This is a genomic window from Streptomyces sp. NPDC034084, assembly GCF_055575535.1.
Map to the genome: position 1 here is coordinate 1071756 of NZ_JBVISK010000001.1, position 22583 is coordinate 1094338.

20 protein-coding genes are annotated in these 22583 nt (G+C 69.3%); 13 read left to right on the forward strand and 7 right to left on the reverse strand.

Annotated features, from left to right (window positions below; genetic code table 11):
* Positions 1–60 precede the first annotated feature (60 nt).
* Positions 61–1176, forward strand: coding sequence for a Gfo/Idh/MocA family protein (locus ACZ51I_RS04850; RefSeq protein WP_468871515.1), 1116 nt, complete (start codon positions 61–63; stop codon positions 1174–1176).
* On the forward strand, positions 1173–1643 hold the full coding sequence (locus ACZ51I_RS04855) for a heme-degrading domain-containing protein (RefSeq protein ID WP_468871516.1): 471 nt from the start codon (positions 1173–1175) through the stop codon (positions 1641–1643). Before ACZ51I_RS04850 ends, ACZ51I_RS04855 begins: the two co-directional genes overlap by 4 nt.
* 30 nt (positions 1644–1673) lie before the next feature.
* On the opposite strand, the gene ACZ51I_RS04860 is transcribed toward ACZ51I_RS04855, so the two are convergent.
* The 4 genes from ACZ51I_RS04860 to ACZ51I_RS04875 all read right to left on the reverse strand — a co-directional run bounded on the left by ACZ51I_RS04860 (position 1674) and on the right by ACZ51I_RS04875 (position 4393).
* Positions 1674–2531 (reverse strand): fumarylacetoacetate hydrolase family protein, encoded by an 858-nt coding sequence (locus ACZ51I_RS04860; RefSeq protein ID WP_468871517.1) that lies wholly within the window; start codon positions 2529–2531, stop codon positions 1674–1676.
* A gap of 139 nt (positions 2532–2670) precedes the next feature.
* Positions 2671–3390, reverse strand: coding sequence for a YidC/Oxa1 family membrane protein insertase (locus tag ACZ51I_RS04865; protein ID WP_468871519.1), 720 nt, complete (start codon positions 3388–3390; stop codon positions 2671–2673).
* Between the two features lie 93 nt (positions 3391–3483).
* Positions 3484–3777, reverse strand: a complete 294-nt coding sequence (locus ACZ51I_RS04870) for a DUF6412 domain-containing protein (protein ID WP_468871520.1) — start codon at positions 3775–3777, stop codon at positions 3484–3486.
* 85 nt (positions 3778–3862) lie between these two features.
* The gene (locus ACZ51I_RS04875) at positions 3863–4393 is read right to left on the reverse strand and encodes a winged helix-turn-helix transcriptional regulator (protein ID WP_468871521.1); all 531 of its coding nucleotides are present in this window, start codon (positions 4391–4393) and stop codon (positions 3863–3865) included.
* A 96-nt stretch (positions 4394–4489) separates the two neighbouring features.
* Between ACZ51I_RS04875 and ACZ51I_RS04880 the strand changes: the two genes are divergently transcribed.
* Positions 4490–5899 (forward strand): MFS transporter, encoded by a 1410-nt coding sequence (locus ACZ51I_RS04880; RefSeq protein ID WP_468871523.1) that lies wholly within the window; start codon positions 4490–4492, stop codon positions 5897–5899.
* On the opposite strand, the gene ACZ51I_RS04885 is transcribed toward ACZ51I_RS04880, so the two are convergent.
* Positions 5900–6682, reverse strand: a complete 783-nt coding sequence (locus tag ACZ51I_RS04885; protein ID WP_468871524.1) for a class E sortase — start codon at positions 6680–6682, stop codon at positions 5900–5902.
* Positions 6683–6745: 63 nt separating this feature from the next.
* Here ACZ51I_RS04885 and ACZ51I_RS04890 point away from each other — a divergent pair, with 63 nt between their 5' ends.
* The 10 genes from ACZ51I_RS04890 (at position 6746) to ACZ51I_RS04935 (ending at position 20298) form a co-directional block, all read left to right on the forward strand.
* Entirely contained in the window at positions 6746–7750 is a 1005-nt protein-coding gene (locus ACZ51I_RS04890) for an SEC-C domain-containing protein (RefSeq protein ID WP_468871525.1), read from the forward strand.
* An 84-nt stretch (positions 7751–7834) separates the two neighbouring features.
* Positions 7835–8305, forward strand: coding sequence for a very short patch repair endonuclease (locus ACZ51I_RS04895; protein ID WP_468871526.1), 471 nt, complete (start codon positions 7835–7837; stop codon positions 8303–8305).
* Between the two features lie 219 nt (positions 8306–8524).
* Positions 8525–11071, forward strand: coding sequence for a Z1 domain-containing protein (locus ACZ51I_RS04900; protein ID WP_468871527.1), 2547 nt, complete (start codon positions 8525–8527; stop codon positions 11069–11071).
* Positions 11068–12093: a PD-(D/E)XK motif protein gene (locus ACZ51I_RS04905; protein WP_468871528.1), complete on the forward strand. Its 1026-nt coding sequence runs from the start codon at positions 11068–11070 to the stop codon at positions 12091–12093. Before ACZ51I_RS04900 ends, ACZ51I_RS04905 begins: the two co-directional genes overlap by 4 nt.
* Positions 12090–14072 carry a hypothetical protein gene (locus ACZ51I_RS04910; RefSeq protein WP_468871530.1) on the forward strand — a complete coding sequence of 661 codons (1983 nt, stop codon included), beginning with the start codon at positions 12090–12092 and terminating at the stop codon, positions 14070–14072. The genes ACZ51I_RS04905 and ACZ51I_RS04910 overlap by 4 nt, the downstream gene beginning before the upstream one ends.
* A complete protein-coding gene (locus ACZ51I_RS04915; RefSeq protein WP_468871531.1) occupies positions 14069–14965 on the forward strand; it encodes a hypothetical protein in 897 nt (298 codons plus the stop codon). The genes ACZ51I_RS04910 and ACZ51I_RS04915 overlap by 4 nt, the downstream gene beginning before the upstream one ends.
* The gene (locus tag ACZ51I_RS04920; protein ID WP_468871532.1) at positions 14965–16686 is read left to right on the forward strand and encodes a DUF6339 family protein; all 1722 of its coding nucleotides are present in this window, start codon (positions 14965–14967) and stop codon (positions 16684–16686) included. Before ACZ51I_RS04915 ends, ACZ51I_RS04920 begins: the two co-directional genes overlap by 1 nt.
* Positions 16687–16695: 9 nt before the next feature.
* Positions 16696–18048, forward strand: coding sequence for a DNA cytosine methyltransferase (locus ACZ51I_RS04925; RefSeq protein WP_468871533.1), 1353 nt, complete (start codon positions 16696–16698; stop codon positions 18046–18048).
* A gap of 969 nt (positions 18049–19017) precedes the next feature.
* A complete protein-coding gene (locus ACZ51I_RS04930; protein WP_468871534.1) occupies positions 19018–19914 on the forward strand; it encodes a hypothetical protein in 897 nt (298 codons plus the stop codon).
* Between the two features lie 81 nt (positions 19915–19995).
* Entirely contained in the window at positions 19996–20298 is a 303-nt protein-coding gene (locus ACZ51I_RS04935) for a hypothetical protein (RefSeq protein ID WP_468871535.1), read from the forward strand.
* Positions 20299–20316: 18 nt separating this feature from the next.
* Here ACZ51I_RS04935 and ACZ51I_RS04940 read toward each other — a convergent pair whose 3' ends face one another.
* Positions 20317–21585, reverse strand: coding sequence for a DUF445 domain-containing protein (locus tag ACZ51I_RS04940; RefSeq protein WP_468871536.1), 1269 nt, complete (start codon positions 21583–21585; stop codon positions 20317–20319).
* 12 nt (positions 21586–21597) lie between these two features.
* Positions 21598–22578, reverse strand: coding sequence for an ABC transporter ATP-binding protein (locus ACZ51I_RS04945; RefSeq protein ID WP_468871537.1), 981 nt, complete (start codon positions 22576–22578; stop codon positions 21598–21600).
* Between the last annotated feature and the right edge of the window lie 5 nt (positions 22579–22583).

A 22583-nucleotide genomic window follows, 5' to 3' on the forward strand; every position in this document is an offset into this window, starting at 1 on the left:
TCACTCCCCCATTGTCGCGGTCGCTTGCACTTTGGCAACAGCGTTGCTTAAGTGGAAGCCATGACTGGCACAGGAACTGGCACCCCCACGAGTGGCACCGGCCCCCGCACCCCGCTCCGCGTCGGACTCGTCGGCTACGGCCTCGCGGGCTCCGTCTTCCACGCCCCCCTGATCGCCGCCTCCGAGGACCTGACCCTCGTCGCCGTCACCACCGGCAACCCCGAGCGGGCCACCGAGGCCCGCGCCGCCCACCCGGGCGTCCGGGTCGTCGCCCACGCCGAGGAGCTGTGGGAACGGGGCGCGGACGAGCTGGACCTGGTCGTCGTCGCCTCCCCCAACAAGACGCACGTCGCCGTCGCCACCGCCGCCCTGGAGGCCGGCCTCCCGGTCGTCGTCGACAAGCCGCTCGCCGGGACCGCCGCCGAGGCCCGTGCTCTCGCCGCCCTCGCCGAGGAGCGCGGCCTGCTGCTCTCGGTCTTCCAGAACCGCCGCTGGGACAGCGACTTCCGCACGCTGCGCCGGCTCCTCGACGAGGGCGCGCTCGGCGAGGTCCAGCGCTTCGAGTCCCGCTTCGAGCGGTGGCGCCCGACCCCCAAGGGCGGCTGGCGGGAGTCGGGCGCGCCGGAGGAGATCGGCGGGCTCCTGTACGACCTGGGCAGCCACGTCGTCGACCAGGCCCTGGTCCTCTTCGGCCCGGTCGTCTCCGTCTACGCCGAGTCGGACGTGCGCCGGCCGGGCGCCGAGGCCGACGACGACACCTTCCTCGCCCTCACCCACGCGAACGGCGTCCGCTCCCACCTGTACGTGAGCGCCACGACCGCCCAGCTCGGCCCCCGCTTCCGGGTGCTCGGGCAGGGCGCGGGCTTCGTGAAGTACGGGCTCGACCCGCAGGAGGCCGCCCTCCGCGAGGGACTGCGGCCCGGACCCGGCACCGTCTGGGGCGCCGAGCCCGAGGAGCTGTGGGGCAGGATCGGGGCCGGGGAGTCGCCGCTCACCGGCGGCGGGACCCCGGTGGAATCGCTGCCGGGCGACTACCCGGCGTACTACGCGGCCGTCGCCGCCGCGCTGCGCGGCACCGGCGAGAACCCGGTCACCGCGCACGAGGCGGCCGCCGCCCTCGACGTCCTGGAGGCGGCGCGGCGGTCGGCCCGCGAGGGGATCGTGGTGACGCTGTGACCGAGATCGCCGACCTCATGGCCCAGGAGGCCCGGCTGACGCTCCCCCGGTTCACGTACGAGGACGCGTGGACGCTCGGCACCCTCCTCGTCGAGCTGGCCCGGGAGCGGAAGGCCCCCGTCGCGATCGACATCCGGCGCGGGGCGCAGCAGCTGTTCCACTGCGCGCTGCGGGGGTCGAGCGCGGACAACGACGCGTGGATCGACCGCAAGCGGCGGGTCGTCGAACGGTACGGCGAGAGCTCGTTCCTGGTGGGGGCCCGGTTCCGGGCGAAGGGGACGACGTTCGAGGCGTCCTCGCGCCTCGACCCCGACCGGTACGCCGCTCACGGCGGTTCGTTCCCGGTCGCGGTCGAGGGCGCGGGCGTGATCGGCTCGGTCACCGTCTCGGGGCTTCCGCAGGCCGAGGACCACGCCCTGGTCGTCGAGGCGCTGGAGCGACTGCTCGGTCGGTACGACGAGGCCTGACCACAGCCGGCGCGCGGCCGACCCGTACGGTCAGGCGCCCTTGAGCTCCTGACGCTGTCGGCCGAGGCCCTCGACCTCCAGCTCGACGACGTCGCCGGGGCGCAGGTACGGCTTGGGCTCCGGCCGGCCCATGGCGACGCCCGCGGGCGTGCCGGTGTTGATGATGTCGCCCGGGTACAGGGTCATGAACCGGCTGACGTACCGGACGACCTCCGCGACCGGGAAGATCTGGTCCGAGGTGTGGCCGTCCTGCTTGAGCTCGCCGTTGACCCACAGTTTCAGGCGGAGGTCCTGCGGGTCGGGCACCTCGTCGGCGGTGACGAGCCAGGGGCCGAGCGGGTTGAAGGTCTCGCAGTTCTTGCCCTTGTCCCAGGTGCCGCCGCGCTCGATCTGGAACTCGCGTTCGGAGACGTCGTGGGCCACCGCGTACCCGGCGACATGCGCGAGGGCCTCCTCGTCGGTCTCCAGGTAGCGGGCGGTGCGGCCGATGACGATCGCGAGCTCCACCTCCCAGTCGGTCTTCACCGAGCCGCGCGGTACGAGCACGGTGTCGTCCGGGCCGACGACGGTGTCGGCGGCTTTGAGGAAGACGACGGGCTCGGCGGGGGTGGCCTGGCCGGTCTCGGCGGCGTGCCCGTGGTAGTTCAGCCCGATGCACACGACCTTGCCGATGCGGCCGACCGGCGGTCCGACGCGCAGCCCGGTGGCGTCGAGCGCGGGCAGCACGCCGGCGCCGGCGGCGCCCCGGATGCGGTCGAGGGCGGAGGCGTCGGCGAGCAGACTGCCGTCGATGTCGTCGACGAGGGCGGACAGGTCGCGGAGCGTTCCGTCCTGGTCGAGCAGGGCGGGACGCTCGGCTCCCGGCGGCCCGACACGCAGCAGCTTCATGGTCTTCTCCCTGTGGTCGAGGTGGGCCCGGGAAGAGGGCCCTGCGGTGCCCCGGCCGATGGAGTGCGGCCATCGGAGGATTGGCCGATCCTCCAAGACAAAAGGTCAGTCTGCAAGACCCCGTTCACACCCTGGACCCTTACGCGGGAGTAACCAGAGCCGCCGACGGCATGTCCCGGTAGAGGAAGGCCCGCTCGACGGCGGTCCAGGTGGTGCTGGTGACGATGTAGAGCGCGGCGGCGAGCGGCACGACCGCGACCGAGATCAGGGTCGCGAAGGAGAGCAGCGGAAGGTACCGGGCGAGGCCCGCGGCCAGCCCGGCGCCCGGCTGGCCGGGGTCGCCCGTGACCGCCACCGGCTGCCGCTTGGCCCGGAGGTAGGTGTACGTGGCGACGGCGGCGACGATCGCGAAGAGCACGAGATAGACCAGGCCGGCCGGGCCGAGGACGCCGCCGTGGGCGAGGGCGTCGGTGTAGTGGTCGCCGAGCGGGGCGGCGAAGAGGCTGTGCCCGGCCATCCGCCCGCTGGAGAAGAGGTGGTACATCAGGAGGAACGCTGGCGCCTGGAGCAGGCTCGGCAGGCAGCCGGCGAACGGCGACACCTTCTCCCGGGCGTGCAGCTCCATGATCGCCTTCTGCATGCGCTCGGGGTTCTTGGCGTGCTTCGCGCGGAGCGCGGCGACCTGGGGGGCGAGCCGCGTCCGCGCCTTCTGGCCGCGGGCGGCGGAGCGGGAGAGGGGGTGGACGGCGAGCCGTACGAGCAGGGTGAAGAGGACGATCGCGGCGGCCGTGGCGGTGGTGGCGAAGAGCGGCTGGAGCAGGTCGGCGAGCCGCTCGACCAGGGAAGCGAAGACGTTCAAGGGAGCCCTCCGCGGGGTCTCGTCGTGCCGGGAGCGGGAAAACTCGGCATGACGGATCCGCGGAAGGTGCTCGCTGTACGGGGTACGGGCTCCCTACGCGGCCGTCGGGAGGCGACGGCCGGGAGCGCGGGGTCTGCGGCGCCCGGCGGCGTCGGGGTCGCGCTGGGGCAGGAAGGCGGTGCGCCGCTCGCGGTCGCGTATGGCGGTGCGGACGGCGGTGGGCGGCACGGCCGGTGCCGTACGGGCTCCGAAGAGGGCGCAGACGACGCCGGTCGCGGCGAGGGCGACGGCGGCGGAGAGGCTCGCGCCGTCGGAGAGGAGCAGGTCGGCGAGGGCGAGCAGGAAGAACAGCGGCGCGACGACGCGCAGGACGAGTTCCCTGGCCATCGTCACCCCCTCCGTCTCGCGTGCTCAAGCGTGTTCACCTTGAAGACGCGGGGCGGGGCTCAGGAGTTCCCGCGCTCCGGAGGAATCAGGAGTTGCCGTGCTCCAGAGGGATCAGAAGGCGGCGCGGGCGGAGGAGGGCGCGGCTGACGGGATCGGCGGGGTCCGGGTCGAGCCCGACGCCGGGCCGCATCTCGACGTCGGCGACCGGCACGGGGACGCGACAGGAGGGGCATTCGCCGTACGGGCCGAGTTCGGTGCCGCAGTCGGCGTGGTGGAAGTGGCGCAGCGGTACGGCTCCGGGGACCTCGGTCCTGCCCCAGGCGCCGAGCGAGCGCAGGACGGGCCAGAGGGCGAGGCCGCGTTCGGTGAGCACGTACTCGTCGCGCGGGGGCGACTCCTGGTAGCGCCGGCGGTCGAGGACCCCGGCGTCGACGAGGGCCTGGAGGCGGGCGGCGAGGACGGCGCGGGGCAGGCCGAGGTGGACGAGGAAGTCGTTGTAGCGGCGGACGCCGTAGAAGGCGTCGCGGACGACGAGCAGGGTCCAGCGTTCGCCGATGACCTCCAGGGCGCGGGCGATGGAGCACTGCTGCCGGGCGTAGTCCTTGCCGAGAGCCATGGGACCCATCGTACCGATTCCAGGTTCATTGAACGAACCGACCTGCTACCGTGACCCTGAGTTCATTCACCGAACCGACAGGTGGAGGTCCCCGCCATGCCCCAGCTCGCCGCCACGGCCCGGCCCGGCTCCACCGCCCGCGCCGCCCGCCCCGGGGCCACCCTCGCCGTCACGGCCGCCGCCACCACGGTCGCGCTGATGAACTACACGGCCCCGATGCTGACCCTCCCCGACATGGCCGCCGCCTTCGGGACCCCGGCCTCGGCACAGGCCTGGCTGCTCAACGGCACCCCGCTCGGCCTCGCCGTCCTCCTCCTGGTGGCCGGCAGCCTCGCCGACGCGCACGGCCGGCGCCGGGTCTTCCTCCTCGGCACCCTCGCCCTCGGCCTCACCACCGCGCTCGGCGCCCTCGCCGGCTCGACGCTCACCTTCACCGTGGCCCGGATCGCCCAGGGGGCGGCGAGCGCGGCCGTCCTCGCGGGCAGCCTGGGCCTCCTCGCCCACGCGTACCCGGCGGGCCGGGACCGGATCAGGGCGACGGGGATCTGGGGCGCGTCCGTCAGCGGCGGCATCGCCCTCGGCCCCCTCCTGGCGGCCGCCCTGAGCCTGGCCGACTGGCGCCTGGCGTACGGGACGCTGGGGGCGGCGGCGCTGGTGACGGCGGCGGCGGGAGCCAGGACACTGGCGCGGGAGGAGGAGGCGCGGGGCGCGGAAGCACCGGCGCGGGAGGAGACGGTACGGCCCCCGGAAGCGGCGTCCCGCCCCGACATCGCCGGCGCGGTCACGCTCGGTCTGGCCCTGGCGGCCCTGCTCACCGCCCTGACACTGGGCCGGGACGGCTGGCTGCGGGCCCCGGTGGGCCTCCTGCTGCTCGCGGCCGCCGCCCTGACGGCGCTGTTCGTCGCGGTCGAGCACCGGAGCCGTACGCCCATGGTCGACCTGGCGCTGCTGCGGAGGCCGCCGTTCCTGGCGTCGACGCTGGGGGCGCTGTTCACGGGCCTGGCGGTGATCGGCCTGTTCAGCGTGGTGCCCGCGCTGCTCCAGGGCGGGGCCGGGATGTCGCCGCTCGGGGCGGCGTGGCTGTTCCTCCTCTGGTCTGGCACCGCGTTCGTGGCGGCGCTCCAGGCCCGCCGCCTCGCGGGCCGGCTCTCCGCCCCGTACCAACTGGCCCTGGGCTTCGCCCTGTCGGCGGCGGGGGTCCTCGCCCTGCTCGGCGGGCTCGCAGGCCCCTGGCCGCGCCTCCTGCCGGGCCTCCTGGTGGCGGGCGCGGGGAGCGGCCTCCTGAACGCGGCGCTCCCCCGGCTCGCGGTCGACTCCGTACCGCCCGAACGGGCGGCGATGGGCTCGGGCGCCAACAACACCGCCCGCTACATCGGCTCCTCGGCCGGGGTGGCCCTGACGCTGGCCCTGGTGACCACAGGCCCGGACACGGCACTCCTCGTCTCGGCGGGCCTCGCGCTCACGGGCGGGGCCCTCACGCTCGCCCTGGGCCGAGCACGCGCCTGATCACCGGGCCGACACCAGCTTCGCCCAGACGACGAGCCGGTAGGCGCTGCTGAACTCGGGGGTGCAGGTGGTGAGGGTGAGGTAGGCCCCGGGGCTCACATACCCGTACGAGGGCTTGACGAGGGACCGGGGAACGTCCCGAATGACCCCGACGTCACGGGGAGAGGTCGCCGGCAGGACGAGATCGACGCGATAGACATAGGTACGCGCCCGCGTACGCACGGAAATCCGATCCCCCTCCCCGAGCCGGTCGAGGTGACGAAACGGCTCACCGTGGGTGTTCCGATGCCCGGCGAGCGCGAAGTTCCCGACGCTCCCGGGCCCGCCGGTGCCGGGATAGTGCCCGACATACCCCTTGTCGAGGACGGACCGCTTGGAGACGCCTTCGGCGACGGGGACGGTGAGCCCGAGCCGGGGGATACGGAGGACGGCGAAGGCGGCGGAGGAGGGCGCGGCGGCATGCGACGCCCCGGCGGAAGGAGCACGGGACGGAGGGCCGGACCGCCGCCCGCCCACGCCCTCCTCCCAGCTCTCCTCGACCTCCGCTCGCCCTCCCTCAGGGAGAGAGATCCCCCACTCCCGCTCAAGGACGCGCACCTGCTCGCGGGCCTCGGCGCGGGCCTCCCGATTGGTCCACCAGAGCTGATGGGCGACGAGAAGCAGGAGGAGAATCCCGCAGGTGACGGCGGTCTCGGCGGCCAGCCACAGCGCGCGTACGCTCGTACGGCATCGTCCTCGCGTCTGGACGACGACCGGCACCCGCTCCCGTTTCGTGACCCGCACGCGGGGCACGATAAGGGCTGAGGTGCCAACTCTCCAGGTCCGTACAGCAGTACGGTGAAGGGCATGCGCCCCGACACGCCTGCCGCACACACCACCGAAGCCGAGCGTCTGCTGCGCACGGCAGCTCAGTACCCGGGAGACCGGGAGCCCCTGTACCTCCGGGCCGCCGCCCACCGGGAGCTCGCGGGAGACCGCCCGGGCGCGACAGCCCTCTACGACGAGCTCCTCTCCGGCGAGCCGGCGAACCCGCACCTGATCAGGGCGCTCAAGGCGGCGAACCTGTGGGAGTACGGGCACGAGGCGGAGGCGCGCGCGATCATCGACGGCCTCCGGCGGACGAAGCCGGTGGACGCGACGGCGTGGGAGATCACGGCGGAGACGCTGGAGGCGCACGACGAGCTGGAGGCGGCGGAGTCGACCCTGACGGAGGCGGCGAATCTCCTGGCGACGCCGGAAGACCTCCCCCACGCCACCCAGTCCCTGATCACCACCCGCCACCGCGTCCGCCGCATGCTGGCGCTGGACCACGACCACTGGGACACCCTGGCGGACCGGCTGCACGGGGGCGCGGTCCCGCTCGACGAACTCCACGACCCGAAGCGCCTGTGGTCCCTCGGCTCCTCGGACCCGGCGGAACTCCAGGCGGAGATCACCCGCCTCCGCTCGGAACTGGGCACCTACCGCACGGCCCTCTCCCGCCCCTTCCCGGTCGCGGTCCTCCACTGGCCGGAACCGGAACTGGACGAGCTCCTGGCGGCCTACCCGGAACTGGAGGCGGAGTACCCCACGTACCGCGCCCACCTGACGGACATCGAAGCCTCCCTCCGCGAACTCTCCCAGGCCGGCACCCCGAACCTGGGCATCGTCCGCGCGACGGTCCCCTCCTACGAAGCCTTCGCCGCCTCGGAATCCACCCACCCGTCGAACGCGGACCTCCTCCCCCAATACGCCACCACCCTGGCGGCCCGAGGCCGCGCAACGGCCTGGCCGCCGGCACGGGGGGCGGAGTGCTGGTGCGGGTCTTCTCGTAGTTACGGGGAGTGTCACGGGGGCGACGTGCAGGAGTAGGTAGTGGAGCGGCATGCCCGCCGGGAGGGGCTGGATCCATCACCGCGCTATCGTGCGACGGCATACTCGACCAAGAGGGATCAGATGACCGGCGACTTCCTACCCGAGCTCCCCGCAGGCTCGTGGGCATCGAGCCCGGGAACCCGCCGGAGCATGCAGTCGAACAAGGGGCGCGACACCAAGCCCGAGCGGGCTCTGCGAAGCGCAGCCCACGCTCTCGGCCTCCGGTACCACGTCTCCGAGCGCCCAATTCCAGCCATCAGGAGAACCGCCGACCTTGTGTTCACCCGGGCACGCATCGCGGTGTTTCTGGACGGTTGCTTCTGGCACGTGTGCCCTGAACACTTCACCGTCTCACAGACCAACCCGGAGTACTGGGCGGCGAAGGCGGAGAAGAACCGGGCGCGCGATCGCCAGACGGACAGGCTTCTGCAGGAGGCCGGCTGGGCTGTTCTGAGGGTATGGGAGCACGAGGACCCTCAGCAGGCCGCTGCCCGCCTTAGAGAGCTCTACGACCGCCGCATCGCCGCTCAACGTGACAGAGATGTGCGCTGACCCTTCACCGGATCCATCGCATTTCAGCCACAGATCGATCGCTTCCGTACCAGTTGTGCGATCGATGCTCTTTTTCAGGGGCGCGGGCACCCAATAATGTGTGACCTTGAACAAAGGTGACGTGCCGGCACGCTGCTCAGCAGATGCCCCCCACGACGTCGGAGCGCCCCTGGGTTCACTCGACCTCAAGCGCACGAGACAGGGGAGCGGTCACCGCCCATGACCGAGGCATTCGACGGCATGTACGACACCTTCAAGGCCCTCTTGGACTCGTTCCCCCCAGCGGAGGCGGTCAAGCGGCTGGAGCAGCTCGGCATCACCCCGGAGATCATCCAGCAGATCCGCGAGCGTCACGAGCGCCAGACGGTGCGTATCAAGGAGCTTGAGGAGCCGCACGCAGTCATCCTCGGCAACCGCGACACCTGGTACACGGGGCCGCACGCCAAGGACAAGTGCTGGCCGGCAATCGTCGACATCCTTCGCAAGGACGGATGGCCGGAGGACCCTGCCATCAAGTCCCTGGACGACTCCTCAACCCGCGTCGTCTCCTTGCTGAACCACCCAAAGGAGAAGTCCTTCTCGACACGCGGGCTCGTGGTCGGATACGTGCAGTCAGGCAAGACGACCAACTTCACCTCCGTCATTGCCAAAGCAGCCGACCGAGGCTACAAACTCTTCATCGTTCTGGCCGGCGTCCATAACGGACTGCGACGACAGACCCAGGCACGCCTGGTGCAGCAGCTCGTGGAGCCGAACCCCGCGATGTGGTCACAGCTGACGGGGCTCGACCGGGACTTCACTCCCCAGGCGAACCCTGCCTCTTACTTCGGTAAGAGCAACGGAACGCGTGTGCTGTGCGTGGTGAAGAAGAACGCGACGGTGCTGCGCAAGCTGTACCGGTGGCTTGAGGAGGCGTCCGACTACCTGAAGGACTGTCCGACTCTGATCATCGACGACGAGGCCGACCAGGCGACGGTGGCGACCAAGTCCATCAATCCGCTGATTCTGAGCATCATGAGCACTCTGCCGAGGTGCGCCTACGTCGGGTACACGGCCTCCCCGTTCGCGAACCTGCTGATCGACCCGGGTGCAGAGGACCTCTATCCCAAGGACTTTGTGGTCAACCTGCCGAAGCCTCAAGGGCACTTCGGCACCGAGGTCCTCTTCGGCCGCTACGCCCTCGACGGCGAGGACCCTGAGCAGGTCGACGACGGCCACGACATGGTCCGATCCGTGCCTGAGGACGACGTGCCCTGTGTGCGCCCCACGACGAAGGCGGACGCCGAGGGCTTCGAACCGGTCATCACCGACACCCTTCGGACGGCGATCGAGTACTTCTGGCTGGCCACCGCCGCACGGCGTGTTCGCGGCACCGGGAACCAGCACAACACGATGTTGATCCATACCAGCGTCAACACCACCGTCCACGACAGTTTCCGCAGACCGCTGGAGCACCTGCGGGATCGCACCGTGGTGTCGCTGTCGGACAGTGTTCTCCTCCTGCGGCTGCGCGGTCTGTGGGATCGGGAGACCGCGAGGGTCCCCGCTGAGGAGTTCGGAGAGACCAAGGTTCCGTTCGAGGCGCTGCTGCCTGAGCTACCCGAAGTGCTCAAGAATTGCCGCATCATCATGGACAACTCGAACAGCGAGTATCGCCTGGACTACGAGAACGGCCCAGTCACCGCAATTGCAGTGGGCGGCAACACCCTGTCTCGGGGTCTTACCCTCGAAGGTCTCTCGGTCAGCTACTTCGTTCGGGCCGTTTCGGCGTATGACACTCTGCTTCAGATGGGACGCTGGTTCGGCTTCCGGAACGGTTACGCCGACCTCCCCCGGATCTGGATGACGGACGAGCTCGCTGAGTGGTTCCGGCACCTTGCCACGGTCGAGACCGAGATGCGCCGCGACGTCGACATCTACATGACCGAGGATGAAACTCCTCTCACGTTCGCGGTGCGTCTGAGGACGCACCCCGCTCTCCGTGTGACGGCAGCGGCCAAGATGCGTGATGCCGTGACCGCGGCTTCCTCCTACGGCGGCAAGCGCGTCCAGACCCACTACTTCCACACTGACCGAGAATGGCTGCGCGGCAACATCGACGCCGCCCGCGATCTGGTGAGTGCCTCGGTCGCGAACGCTGTCACGGCCGATAAGAGGCCCGCCGAGGGCCGGTTCGTATATCGCGACGTCCCCTACGACCTGGTCGTGGACTTCCTGTCCTCCTACCGGTTCCACGAGCAGTCCCCGGAGAACGATGCCGACCTTCTGACGGGCTACATTCGGAAGCGGGTCGCGGCGGGATCGCTCCGCCGATGGAATATCGCGATCGTCGGCAACCCCCGTGGCGAGGGCTTCGAATTCGCTCCTGGTGTCTCCGTGGGACGCAACGTGCGCGCGCGACTGTCCATGCCGAATCCCACCCCGGGTTTCGCCGACATCAAGACCCTGATGAGCCGCCGAGACGCTGCAGTGGACCTCGACGGGGACGTGTCGAGTCTGAACGAGAAAGGCATCATGGATCGGCGCCGTGTCGAGCTCCCCGACACCGGCCTGCTGGTCCTGTACCCGATCGACAAGGTCTCGGCACCGAACCCCTCGAAGCTCAAGCGTGAAGCGTTGAACGCCGAAGAGCATGTCGTCGGCGTGGGCCTGGTCTTCCCGGCTCCCCTGTACGACAGCACCGTCGAGAAGTACATTTCGGCCGATCTGTCGAAGATCCGTCTCGAAGACGAGGACTACAGCATCCTCGACAGCGACGACGCATGAGCGAGGAGATACTGCGGAGTCTCGTCGAGGAACGCTGGACCGCGCTCGAGGCCGAGCAGACTACGGGTGAGCGCCGTCTCCGCGTCTCTCACCTGCCGATCGTCGTCGAGCACGACAACCCGTTGGCGGTGGCCGTGGACCACCGCGGATACCGCCACGTCCTCGTGCCGATAGCGGCACATCGCCGAGTGCGGCCCGGACTGGACGGTCCTGTCCTTCAGCTGCGCAAGCGTCCGTTGGAGGACGACGAGACCTACCAGACGTATGCGGATCTGGCGTGCCTGCGTAGCGATCTCAACGATCTCTTCACCGAGCTTTGTGTCGACGTTTTGGGCATGGCCGAAGGAAATCCGCAGAATCCGCTCAAGGCGCTCCATCATGTCCTCGACCGCTGGAAGGAGCTCTTCCGTACTCAAGGCAGCCCTCTGACCGGCGAGCAGCTCGCCGGCCTCTTCGGAGAACTCGCTGTTCTCTGCCGCTTGTTGGAGAAGAATCCGAGTGCGCATCGCCTATGGCTAGGGCCTGAGGGCCATCGGCACGACTTCTCTTCCGGATCCACGGCCATCGAGGTGAAGGCCGGCACCGCCACCGGGCGAAAGCCTCGCATCCACGGTCTCGACCAGCTCGATCGGCCGAACGACGGGTCCCTCTTCCTCGTATGGTTCCGTCTCCAGCCCACACCTGGTGGCTCTCTCGGCACGTCCGTCGTCGAGCTCGTCGACCGAGCCCTCAGGCTCTGTGACGACGAGGGCCCGCTCCTCGAATTGCTCGTGACCGCCGGATACCGTCCAGCGGACGCTGACCGCTACCGCAGCGTGCGGTTCCTCGTCGAAGAGGAGAGGTGGTACGAGGTGGGGCCTGGGTTTCCCGGCCTCACGACCAAGACCCTCGTAGCGGCAGGTCTGTCGGTTTCCGTCCAAAACGTCGACTACACCATAGATCTCTCTGGCGACGTCCCCGTTCCGCTGACGGACGAAGAGGTGCCACGAGTGATCGACGAGATCGTCCAGGAGGCGCGGTGATCGAGCCCCGCTGGTTCTCCCAGCCGTATCCGCCGGAAGGGGCGAGCGCCGCGGAGGGCATCCGCAACCAACTCGGTCGCCCCGAGCTCGACCTGCTCACCATCCTCGTGCGTGAGTCTGCACAGAACAGCTGGGACGCCCGCTCCACGACATCCACGGATCCCGTCGACTACCGCATCGACGTGTCCACCGTCGGCCCCGCCCACATGGGCACATGGCGTGAGCTTCTCCTCGCGGGCGCGCCGGCGAACGCTGACGAATTCCCGCTGCGCGACACGATCAGGCACGGACCGGTGCGGCTTCTGTCCGTGTCGGATCGTGGGACCCGCGGGCTGGGCGGCCCGACCCGCGCCAACGACGCCGTAGGGAGCGATCGAGATTTCGTCTCCTTCATCCGCAACATCGGAGAGCCCCGCGACACGGCGCTGGGCGGCGGGACCTACGGCTTCGGCAAGGGCATCTTCTACCTGCTCTCAAAGCCGGGGACGATTCTCGTACACACGCGGTGCCGCACTCCACAGGGCGAACTCGAGACACGACTCATCGGCTGCACGCTCTGGAAGAGTCATGTGGCCGTTCAGAACGGAGCAAGCCGTCGATTCACGGGGCGACACTGGTGGGGTGACGCGTCCGGCGACGTAATCGAGCCGCTGATGGGAACGCAGGCGGACGCGGTGGCACGTCGCCTCGGGCTGCGACCGTTCGCCGCCGATGAGACCGGCACGACCGTTGTCGTCATCGACCCGAGCCTGGACGAGCTGGAGCCCTCCGAGGCCGCGGACTATCTGGCCGAGTCCATCGCCTGGCATCTCTGGCCGAAGATGATCTGCGCCGAGGGCGGCAACCCAGCCATGCGGTTCTCCGTCACTTGCGACGGAGTCGACCACCCGGTGCCAGATCCGCGGGAGACCTCGCCCCTCGACATGTTCGTCTCCGCCTACGAGTCGTTGAGCGGCCCCGACGGCCGCAGTTTGGAATGCCTCAGGCCCAAGCGCCATCTCGGTCGCTTCGGGGCGGTGAAGCGTATTCGGCCGCCCCTTGAGCCGAGCCGCGCGGGACGCATGCTGAACATCGAGACCCTCGTTCATCATGTCTGTCTGATGCGGCCGGCGGAGTTGGTGGTGACCTACCGGCCCGGCCCGAAGCCTCCGAGCGAGAACCATGCCTACGCGGGGGTCTTCCGGGCTGACGAGTCCATGGACGAGGTGTACGCCAAGGCCGAGCCTCCCACGCACGACGCCTGGAATCCACAATCGCTGGAGCGTCCCGAGAGCACGTTCGTCCACACGACGTTCCGCCGCATCGACGAGGCACTCGATCAACTGATCTCGCTCGGCGGAGTCGCTCGCTCTGGTGCACGCAGCGTGGCTCTGGGAGCGGCGAGCACCCTTTTCTCAGGACTGGTCGGCGGCGCCTGGGGCATCGGTGGAGCCACCGCCTATGCCAAACCTGGAAGCACGGCCACACGCGCCGGGGCGCGGGGAGCCGCGGGGAGGAAGGGGAGCACACCCTCGGCCAATGGTGACTCTCGCAGTGCCTCATCGGGGCGTGATGCGGAGACCGCTCGCGACTCCTGGAATGTGACCGGAGAAGGTATCGACTTCACCGACGCGACGGAGATGGGCGTCCCCGGGGGCCGCCGGCGACCGCGAGTCCAGTATGTCGGGGACCCCTATTACGACGATCGGGGCGACCTGACGGTGCTCGTCCAGGAGTTCCGCCTCCCCGTACCCGTATCGCAGCGGGTGCACGTCGATCTAGCCGTGGCGCTGCCCGGAGTCGGCGGCCGCGAGACGGATCCACCCATCGGGGCGCAGATGCCGACACTCGTGGGCTGGGAGGACGACGACGGGCGCCTGCACACGTCGGAGACGTGTGTGATCGACGGCGGGGAATCCGTCTGGCGCGCCGTCGTACGACCTGCGCCGGACACGATGACCGAGATCGGCATCAGAGTGGAGGCGGTGAGCACGCCATGAGTCGACGTGTTCTTCCGTACCGCAGTCCGTCCGAAGACGTCGTCGCTGCCGAACCGTGGCGACTCGTCGTCGACGACGGCGAGGTGCCTCTGCCCGAGGCCCTACCGCACTGGGATTACCGGATGGACCTCGCTCTCCGGAGGACCGTGCGCGTCGACCTCGATCGCGTTCGTGCTCAGTGCGGCCTTCCTGACGAAGCCGTGCTGATGTTCGCCACCGTGTGGACGGCTAGCGGCTCGAATCTGAGCGGCCCGGGACAACGAACGCGTCTCACCGACGGGGGCGTCCGCGTCGTCGATCTGGAGGTCCGTCTACCCGGAGCAGATCTCGGCGGACTCCTCGTCCTCGACACAGCTCTGGTTCTGGCCGAACGTCGGAGCGACGGCCGGCCGTCATCACCGCGACGCGCCGGCTCCGTCCTGTGGAGCGAACGGGAATCGGTTCGCCTTCAAGGCGACGCACCGCAGTTCCCCATGGCCGTTATCGACTTCGCCAACACCTCCTTTCCGGACGCTGCGGCCTGGCACCTGCAGATCAGCGGCGGTCTGGAGAACGCGACCATGGGTTCCCTCCTGCTCCTGGTCAACGAACAGAACAAAATCACCACCGCAGCCTTCGAGAACGCCCACAAGCCGCGTCCAGTCGACCAGGTCGTACTCTCTGCGGTGTACGCGGATGCGGCTCGCATCATGATCGAATACGCCCTCTCCCATGAGGACTTCTCAGAGGAGTCCGACTACGCCGAGGACTCCCTCGGCGCCACCCTTCTGAGTCTGTTCGACCAGCTCTTCCCAGGGCAGTCCATCACCGACGTCCGGCTGCGCCGTCTGCAGTCACCGGCGGTCTTCGCCTCGGACCTTCAGGCCGCCGTCAAGATCTTCGAGGTGTCGTGATGAGCCTTCTGTATCCGCGTCTACTTCCTCAGCAGGCCAGACAGCTCTACGAGGAGTACCGAGACCTCTCGATCCCCGAACTCGCCGAGCGGGTGTCCTACGCGCATCCGTCGGCGGTGTACGTCGCCACTGGCGGCGATCGAGTCTCGGCAGAGCAGCTCAAAGAGCTGCGCCGGGCTGTCATCGAACTCGCCGAACGCGCGGGCTTTCCTCACTCGTCCGACCGTGCCCACAACGCCGAGTTCGATCGCTGGTTGGCCGCACTCCTGCACGCCGAGATGGGCTTGGTGCCCGCGGAGGCCGCCTCCCGAGACGTTTGGGCCTTCCTCGCGATCGCCGTCCTCCCCGATGTCGCGTACTGGCGTTATCCGCGTCCTCCGCAAGACCGCGTGCTGGGGACGGATCTCACCCGGCACGTGTTCGGCCGGCTCTGGTGGCGTGGGCAACTGGTGCGCTCGTCCGACACCTCGGAACCGTACGGGGCTCTCCAGATCCTCGGCGAGGCCGCCTTCGATCAGATCTATGCACGACGCGCCGCTCTGGGCGGAAGTCCTCACATGGTGCGTGCCATTCTCCGCGTCTGGAACGACCTCGACCTGCAGGGACTGACCGAGCGCGACACATTCCGTGACTTCCTCAAGCGTCTGCTCCGGCTTGCCCCCTTCGTGCTCTTCGACGGTATCGAAGACGATGCCCTGGACGACGAGCTTCGTGTCGTGGCGCAGGAGTCCATCGACGCGCAACGACCTGCCTCCACTGCCGCGGAGGAGAAGCGGTTCCGATCAGTGGAGATATGCGCCGGAGCAGGGGCCCAGGCACTGGGGCTTGAGCTGGCGGGCTTCGATCCGGTGCTCCTCATCGACAGCAAGGCCGATGCGTGCTTCACCATCGACCTCAACCGCCCCGACTGGGACGTCGTCTGCATGGATGTCGTGCAGTTCCATGCCGGTATGCGTCCAGATGTCGTCGGCGTCGATCTACTCAGCGGCGGCTTGCCCCGTGTGAAGTCGTCGGCCACCGTAGGACGCACTGAAGACACGGAAGAGCGGCGGGTCCTTCGAGCTGCGATCGAGTTGGCATGCTCGATCAAGCCGAAGGCCGTGCTACTCGAGAACGTGCCGGACCTGGTGGAGAGTGCCGCCTTTGAGGCGGATCGCGCCTGGATCGAGAAGGAGCTGATAAGCGCTGGTTACCGCCCGAGCTGGCGAGTACTCAACGCCTCGGACTTCGGTGTTCCACAGAACCGCAGCAGCGGCTTCCTGATCGCACTGCGAGAACCCTACTTCTCCCGTTTCCAATGGCCAAAGGCGCACGAAACCGCACCACCGACAGTCGGTGACACGCTCGGTCCCTCGATGGCCTCGGGCGGCTGGCCCGGTGCAGAACAGTGGATCAAGAACGCTGACCGGATCGCGCCGGCCCTGGTTGGAGGGTCCGACCGAAGGGGCGGTGCCGACCTAGGTCCCACCGGCAGCAAGAAGGCATGGGCCACGCTGGGAGTGAACGGAAACAGCCTCGGCGACGAACCGCCCGGTCTCGACTTCCCGGCCGACGATCACCCCAAGCTGACAGTCGAGCAGGCCGCGATGATCCAATCGATTCCCACAGGATGGAGCTTCTCGGGCGGCAAAACGTCCAGGTACCGTCAGATCGGTCACGCCATGCCACCTCCTCTGGCAACGGCGGTCGGACTTGCCATCGCAGCTGCTCTGCGAAGCTAAGATCGCACCATGCGCGCGCCCCGCCCCACCACTCCCGAGCCCATCACCGTCCTGGATCTCTTCGCCGGTTGCGGCGGCTTCACCCAGGGGTTTCACGAGTTCAGGCCGGACGGGATGGTCGGCGACGGGCCCGTCTTCCACAGCATCGCGGCGGTCGAGCACAACAAGGCGGCCGCAGCCACATACGCGGTGAACTTCGGAAGCGGTCGACCCGACAAGAGCATTCCTGAGGCCCGCGTCTACTTCGGCGACATCGAGAAGTGGAGGCCGACCAAGGAGACCCTTCACGCGGAGGTAATCGTCGGGGGACCCCCGTGCCAGGGGTTCTCCGCCTTGAATCGCAAGAAGAAGGGGAGCGAGCGCAATCGCCTCTGGGAGGAATACGTTCGCATCGTCGCGGAAGTGCGTCCGAAGGTCTTCGTCATTGAAAACGTCGACCGCTTCCTCAAGTCGGATGAGTTTCAGAACCTGCTGAACGAAGTGGGACCAGAGGGGCTACTCGCCGACTATCGACTTGTCGACCCTCCGGGACACCAGCCGTCCGACACCGAGGAGGACAGGACCCGGCGCTACCTTCTCAACTCCGCGAACTACGGAGCGGTTCAGGCAAGGCGTCGGGCAATCGTCATCGGTGTGCGCCGAGACATCGAGGGCGACCACTCGATGACCTATCCTTCTCAGACGCATTTCCGACCCCCAAAAAAGGCAGCCAAGACGTCTGCCCAGCCACTCGACGGAGTCGACGGAGGGATTCGGCCCTGGAAGGCCGTCGACAGCGTATTCGACGAATCGAAGAAGATTCCCCTCAAGGGAACGGAGCTTCCCGACACCAAGGACCACATCGCCGAGGTGGACTCCGTCGTGCCAGGGGCCTTCGAGACCAGGGACCTCCACATTCGTCGCAATCCCGAGATTCTTTCACTCGCGCGCTACGGCAAGATTCCACCCGGCGGGAACCGGAAGGATCTACGCGGCTGGTGGTTCACCGTCAACGAATCCGGATCTATCGAATACTTCACGGAATCGAATCCTCCCGGAGTGAAAACCTCGGTGAAGAGCCTGTCCACGGAAAGCTGGGACAACCACAACACCGGCACGGGGGATGTCATGGGTCGCCTTCGTCTCGGAGAGCCGTCTGTGACGATCAGGACCGAGTTCTTCAAGCCCGAGAAGGGCCGGTACCTACACCCCGAAGAGAACCGCCCCATCACTCATTACGAAGCTGCACGCATCCAGGGATTCCCTCCTACATTCCGATGGTGCGGCTCCAAGACAGAGATCGCCATGCAGATCGGAAACGCAGTGCCGATTCCCCTCGGCAAGGCGATAGCGTCCGCCATCTATTCCTTCCTGCGCGGCTGACACCTCCTGCGTTCACCTGGGAGCTCCACAGGGGTGTCAACGATCCATGGCCGGTGAGGCCGCGTTGACTGTTGCCTTCCTCGTTTACGGCGGAGCCTGGTCGGGCGAGTTCCTGGTCCCGGTGGACTGGCCGTCCGTTACTTGGGGTGGGCCTGCTTCGTGAGCTTCTGGCGGGACCGCCCTCTTTCTGAGAGTCGCGCCTTCCACCGCCGCGTCAAGGGCGCCTTCGGCGTCGCTGCGCGATGGGCTTCGCCCACCCTTGACCCGGCGGCTCCAGGCGCGAAAGACCTCTCGGAGGGCGGTCCGGGGGTCGGGGTCCCCGCCCAGACCCGGGCAGTGTCCGGGGTGAGTGTGCGGGTGGCGGGGCGGTGGGTGGGGGCTCGGCTTGTGGCCGAGGAGGGTGGACCCGTTCCGGGTGGGTCGGTGGGGCGCGGTTGTGGAATGGGGCGGCCCGGGTCGGTTTGGCGGCTGTGGGCCGTGTGTCGGCTGGGATTCAGGCCCCGCTGATCACTCCCGGTGGGTGGGGAGGGTCGTGTCGTGAGGTAAGTCGGCTCTACTCGGGGTAACTGGCCCCAGATAAGGCCCCATAGAGGACGAACTGCCCATCCGGGGCGAGTCACTGCGGGAAACCCAACCCCCAGCAGCGACCAGCAGGCCTGAAACCCCACCACACGACCACAGTTAGCCGCCAAGCGCCGCCGGGCCGACCCGTTCAACTCCCGCGCACCACCGGCCCGCTCCGAACCTGTCCCCACCCACCCCGGCCACAAGACCAGCCCACGCGTCCCCGAACAGGCCCTCGTCGCAAATGGGCTGACTCCACGCGCCCGAACGTCACCCACACGGGCGGTCTTCACTCTTCGCGCTCATCCGGACGCGGCGTGTGCGTTACGTTCACGCAAAACAGCCCTCGTCGACGGTTGGCGCCGTCGGCGAGGGCCTGAACCACTAGTGGAATAGGCGTCCACCGTGATCTACCGGCACTTTAACGCGCCCTCGCGCCGCTTCACCCAGTTCTCGCACGACATCATTCGGCATCCTCGGCTCAGCTCCGACGCCGCTCGGCTTCTGACCTGGCAGCTTTCCCTTCCCCAGGACGCCCGCGAGTCGCTCTCCCGCACCGCCGAACGTGCCCGGATCGGGGCATGCGCGTTCACCCGGGCCAAGCGGCAGCTCAAGGAGGAGGGGTTCGTTCATGAGCGGCGGGTGCAGGTGGAAGGTGGCCGGTGGGTGACCCAGCAGCTCGTCTCCAGCTCCCCGTTGACCGCCGACCAGGCCGCCAAGCTCCTCGCCCGCACACCCGTCGCTCCCCCGCAGGTCGCACCGGGTCCCCGGAAACCGGCCGTCGGCGAGCCGGTGACCCCGTCGACCGGCGGTCATCCAGAGAAAGACCCTGGGGAAGACACCTCCCACCGTCCCCCCGCGGCCGAGGAGACACCCGAACCGGCGGACGCCGTCGAGGAGTCCCCTCGGCTGGAAGAGGCCCGCGCACTCATCGGCGCGCTCCCTGTCCTCTCCCCCGCCCTCCGGCACATCCCGCCCGGCATGCGCCCCGAACTCGCCCGCCTCGCCGCCCGCTGGCTCGACGCCGGGCACACCTCCGCCGACGTCCACGAACACATCCTGCGCGGCCTGCCCGGAGCCGGGACGGCCGTACACCGGCCCGGTGGGCTCGTCCGGTACCTGCTGCGTGACGTACCGCTCCACACCCTGCCGCCCCAGCCCGCACCCACCCACGGCAACCGGCTTTCGCCACGGCTCGAAGGGGCTCGGGAATGCGCCGGTGACCACGTTCAGCCCATGCTGTTCCGGCCCATCGGCGACGAGACACACTGCCCTGCCTGCGCGCCGGCCGCTCATCGCTGACCGCCGCCCGGCCCCCGCGGTGGCGCGGCGACCGCACCTCGTACGCTCGAAGGACGACCCGCCGATCAGGAAGGCCCCGTCATGCCCCGCATCCCCTCCCCCGCCGTAGCCGCCGCCGGGCTCGTCGGTGGTTATGCCGTTGCCCGGTGGACCAGGAAGCGGCCCCTTGGGGGTGCCGTGCTCGCCGTGGCCGGTGGGGTGGCCGCTCGGGAGTGGCAGCAGAAGGGCGGGGCCAAGGCCTCCGTCGGGCTGACCGCCGCCTACGTCGCCGCGTTCGCCGGGTCCCACCCGCTCGCCAAGAAGATCGGGGCCTGGCCCGCCGTCTTCTCCGTCGCCGGGGGGATCGCCGCCGCCTCCTGGGCCGTCACCCGTGGGAAGGGCTGACCCCGCCCGAAGCGAAGGTCAGCCTCCCACCACCCGGCTCACCGTGTAGATCACGAGGCCCGCCAGCGCGCCCACCACCGTGCCGTTGATGCGGATGAACTGGAGGTCGCGGCCGATGTTCGCCTCGATCTTGCGGGAGGTCTGGGTGGCGTCCCAGCCGGCGACCGTGTCCGTGATCAGGGACGTGATCTCGTGGCGGTACGTCGTGACCACGTACGCCGCCGCGTCCTCCGCCCAGCCCTCGACCTTCGCCTGGAGGCGGGTGTCCGTCGCCAGGCGGGTGCCCAGGGAGATCAGGGAGGCGCGGGCGCGGAGGCGGAGCTGGCTGTGGTCGTCCTCGGCCGCCGCGATGATCAGGGACCGGATGGACGACCAGGCCGAGGCGATGATGTCCTGGATCTCCGGGCGCGCCAGGAGGTCCGCCTTCAGGCGTTCCACGCGCGCGCGGGTGTCCGTGTCCGCCTGGAGGTCGGCCGCGAAGTCCGTGAGGAAGCGGTCGATCGCGCCGCGCGCCGGGTGTCCCGGCATGTCCCGCATCTCCGTGACGAAGCGGAGGAGTTCGCGGTAGACGCGCTCGCCGACCTTGCGGTCCACGAAGCGCGGGGTCCAGCCCGGGGCGCCGCCCTGGACCGCGTCCATCACCGAGGCCCCGTGCGTGACCAGCCAGTCGTGGGCCCGGGTGCAGATCAGGTCGACCGCCCGGTGGTGCGCCCCGTCGGCGACGACCCTCTCCAGGGTCTTGCCCAGGCCCGGGGCGATCTCCGCCGACTCGGCGCGCCGGGTGATCGCCTCGCCCACGACCGCCTGCACGTCGGAGTCGCGCAGGACCGTGAGCGCGCCGCGCAGGGCCGTCGACGCCTCCGCCGTGACCCGGTCCGCGTGCGCCGGGTCCGCCAGCCAGGTGCCCAGCCGGCCGCCGATGCCCAGGGCGTGGAGCCTGCCCCGTACGACATCCTCCGACAGGAAGTTCTCGCCGACGAACGTGCCCAGCGACGCGCCCAGCTGGTCCTTCTTCGTGGGGATGATCGCCGTGTGCGGGATGGGGAGTCCCAGGGGGCGCCGGAAGAGGGCCGTCACCGCGAACCAGTCCGCCAGCGCGCCGACCATCCCCGCCTCCGCCGCCGCCGCGACATAGCCCGCCCAGGCGCCCCCGCCCGCGTTGTGCGCCCATGTCGCCAGGGCGTAGATCACGGCCACGACGAGCAGCAGTGACGTCGCCAGCGTCTTCATGCGGCGGACGCCTCTGCTCTTCTCCTCGTCCGCCGCCGTGTACGAGAAACTCACCATCGACTCGACCTCCTACATCAGGGACTCCCGGCGCTCGTCCCGAGTTCCCCCGTACATCTTCGCGATCACCGCCTCGATGTCCGGCTCCCGCACCGAGAGGTCGAGGAGGGGATATCTGGCCGCCACCGCCGCGACCAGGGGCGCCGCCGAGGCAGCGGCAGGGAACGCGAGCCACTGGCGGGGGCCCTCGGACCGTACGAAACGGGCTCCCGGCACCTCCGTGATCGGGGGCAGCTCCCGCTCCAGGTCCACTACGAGCAGCCGTTCGCTCTCGCCGACCGCGTGCAGGCCGGCCAGTTCACCGTCGTACATCAGGCGTCCGTGGTCGATGACCATCACCCGCGAGCAGAGCTGTTCGATGTCGGTGAGGTCGTGGGTGGTGAGGAGGACCGTGGTGCCCCGCCCCGCGTTCAGTTCGCGGAGGAAGTCGCGCACCTTCGCCTTCGAGACGACGTCCAGGCCGATCGTCGGCTCGTCCAGGTACAGCACCTCCGGGTCGTGCAGCAGCGCCGCCGCGATGTCCCCGCGCATCCGCTGGCCCAGCGAGAGCTGCCGTACGGGCACGTCGAGGAGGTCCCCCAGGTCCAGGAGCTCCACGCAACGGTCGAGGTTCTCCCGGTAGCGGGCGTCGGGGATGCGGTACATGCGGTGCATCAGCCGGTACGAGTCCTTCAGCGGCAGGTCCCACCAGAGCGTCGTGCGCTGTCCGAAGACGACCCCCATCCGCTGGGCGAGGCGGGTGCGCTCGCGCGAGGGGTCGATGCCCGCCACCCGCAGCCGGCCGCCGCTGGGGGTGAGGATGCCGGTGAGCATCTTGATCGTGGTCGACTTCCCGGCGCCGTTGGGCCCGATGTAGCCGACCATCTCGCCGCGCTCCACGCCGAACGAGATCCCGTCGACCGCCCGGACCTCCCGCTTCTCCCGGCGGATCAGGCCCGCCCGGCGGCGGATCGTGAAGACCTTCTCCAGTGCTTCCACTTCGATGAAGGGCATGGTCG

Excerpts from the sequence above, each read along its gene's own strand:
- ACZ51I_RS04850 (WP_468871515.1), top strand. The coding sequence starts at position 61 with ATGACTGGCACAGGAACTGGCACCCCCACGAGTGGCACCGGCCCCCGC.
- ACZ51I_RS04860 (WP_468871517.1), bottom strand. The coding sequence starts at position 2,531 with ATGAAGCTGCTGCGTGTCGGGCCGCCGGGAGCCGAGCGTCCCGCCCTG.
- ACZ51I_RS04870 (WP_468871520.1), bottom strand. The coding sequence starts at position 3,777 with ATGGCCAGGGAACTCGTCCTGCGCGTCGTCGCGCCGCTGTTCTTCCTG.
- ACZ51I_RS04875 (WP_468871521.1), bottom strand. The coding sequence starts at position 4,393 with ATGGCTCTCGGCAAGGACTACGCCCGGCAGCAGTGCTCCATCGCCCGC.
- ACZ51I_RS04880 (WP_468871523.1), top strand. The coding sequence starts at position 4,490 with ATGCCCCAGCTCGCCGCCACGGCCCGGCCCGGCTCCACCGCCCGCGCC.
- ACZ51I_RS04890 (WP_468871525.1), top strand. The coding sequence starts at position 6,746 with ATGCGCCCCGACACGCCTGCCGCACACACCACCGAAGCCGAGCGTCTG.
- ACZ51I_RS04895 (WP_468871526.1), top strand. The coding sequence starts at position 7,835 with ATGACCGGCGACTTCCTACCCGAGCTCCCCGCAGGCTCGTGGGCATCG.
- ACZ51I_RS04900 (WP_468871527.1), top strand. The coding sequence starts at position 8,525 with ATGACCGAGGCATTCGACGGCATGTACGACACCTTCAAGGCCCTCTTG.
- ACZ51I_RS04905 (WP_468871528.1), top strand. The coding sequence starts at position 11,068 with ATGAGCGAGGAGATACTGCGGAGTCTCGTCGAGGAACGCTGGACCGCG.
- ACZ51I_RS04915 (WP_468871531.1), top strand. The coding sequence starts at position 14,069 with ATGAGTCGACGTGTTCTTCCGTACCGCAGTCCGTCCGAAGACGTCGTC.
- ACZ51I_RS04920 (WP_468871532.1), top strand. The coding sequence starts at position 14,965 with ATGAGCCTTCTGTATCCGCGTCTACTTCCTCAGCAGGCCAGACAGCTC.
- ACZ51I_RS04925 (WP_468871533.1), top strand. The coding sequence starts at position 16,696 with ATGCGCGCGCCCCGCCCCACCACTCCCGAGCCCATCACCGTCCTGGAT.
- ACZ51I_RS04935 (WP_468871535.1), top strand. The coding sequence starts at position 19,996 with ATGCCCCGCATCCCCTCCCCCGCCGTAGCCGCCGCCGGGCTCGTCGGT.
- ACZ51I_RS04940 (WP_468871536.1), bottom strand. The coding sequence starts at position 21,585 with ATGGTGAGTTTCTCGTACACGGCGGCGGACGAGGAGAAGAGCAGAGGC.
- ACZ51I_RS04945 (WP_468871537.1), bottom strand. The coding sequence starts at position 22,578 with ATGCCCTTCATCGAAGTGGAAGCACTGGAGAAGGTCTTCACGATCCGC.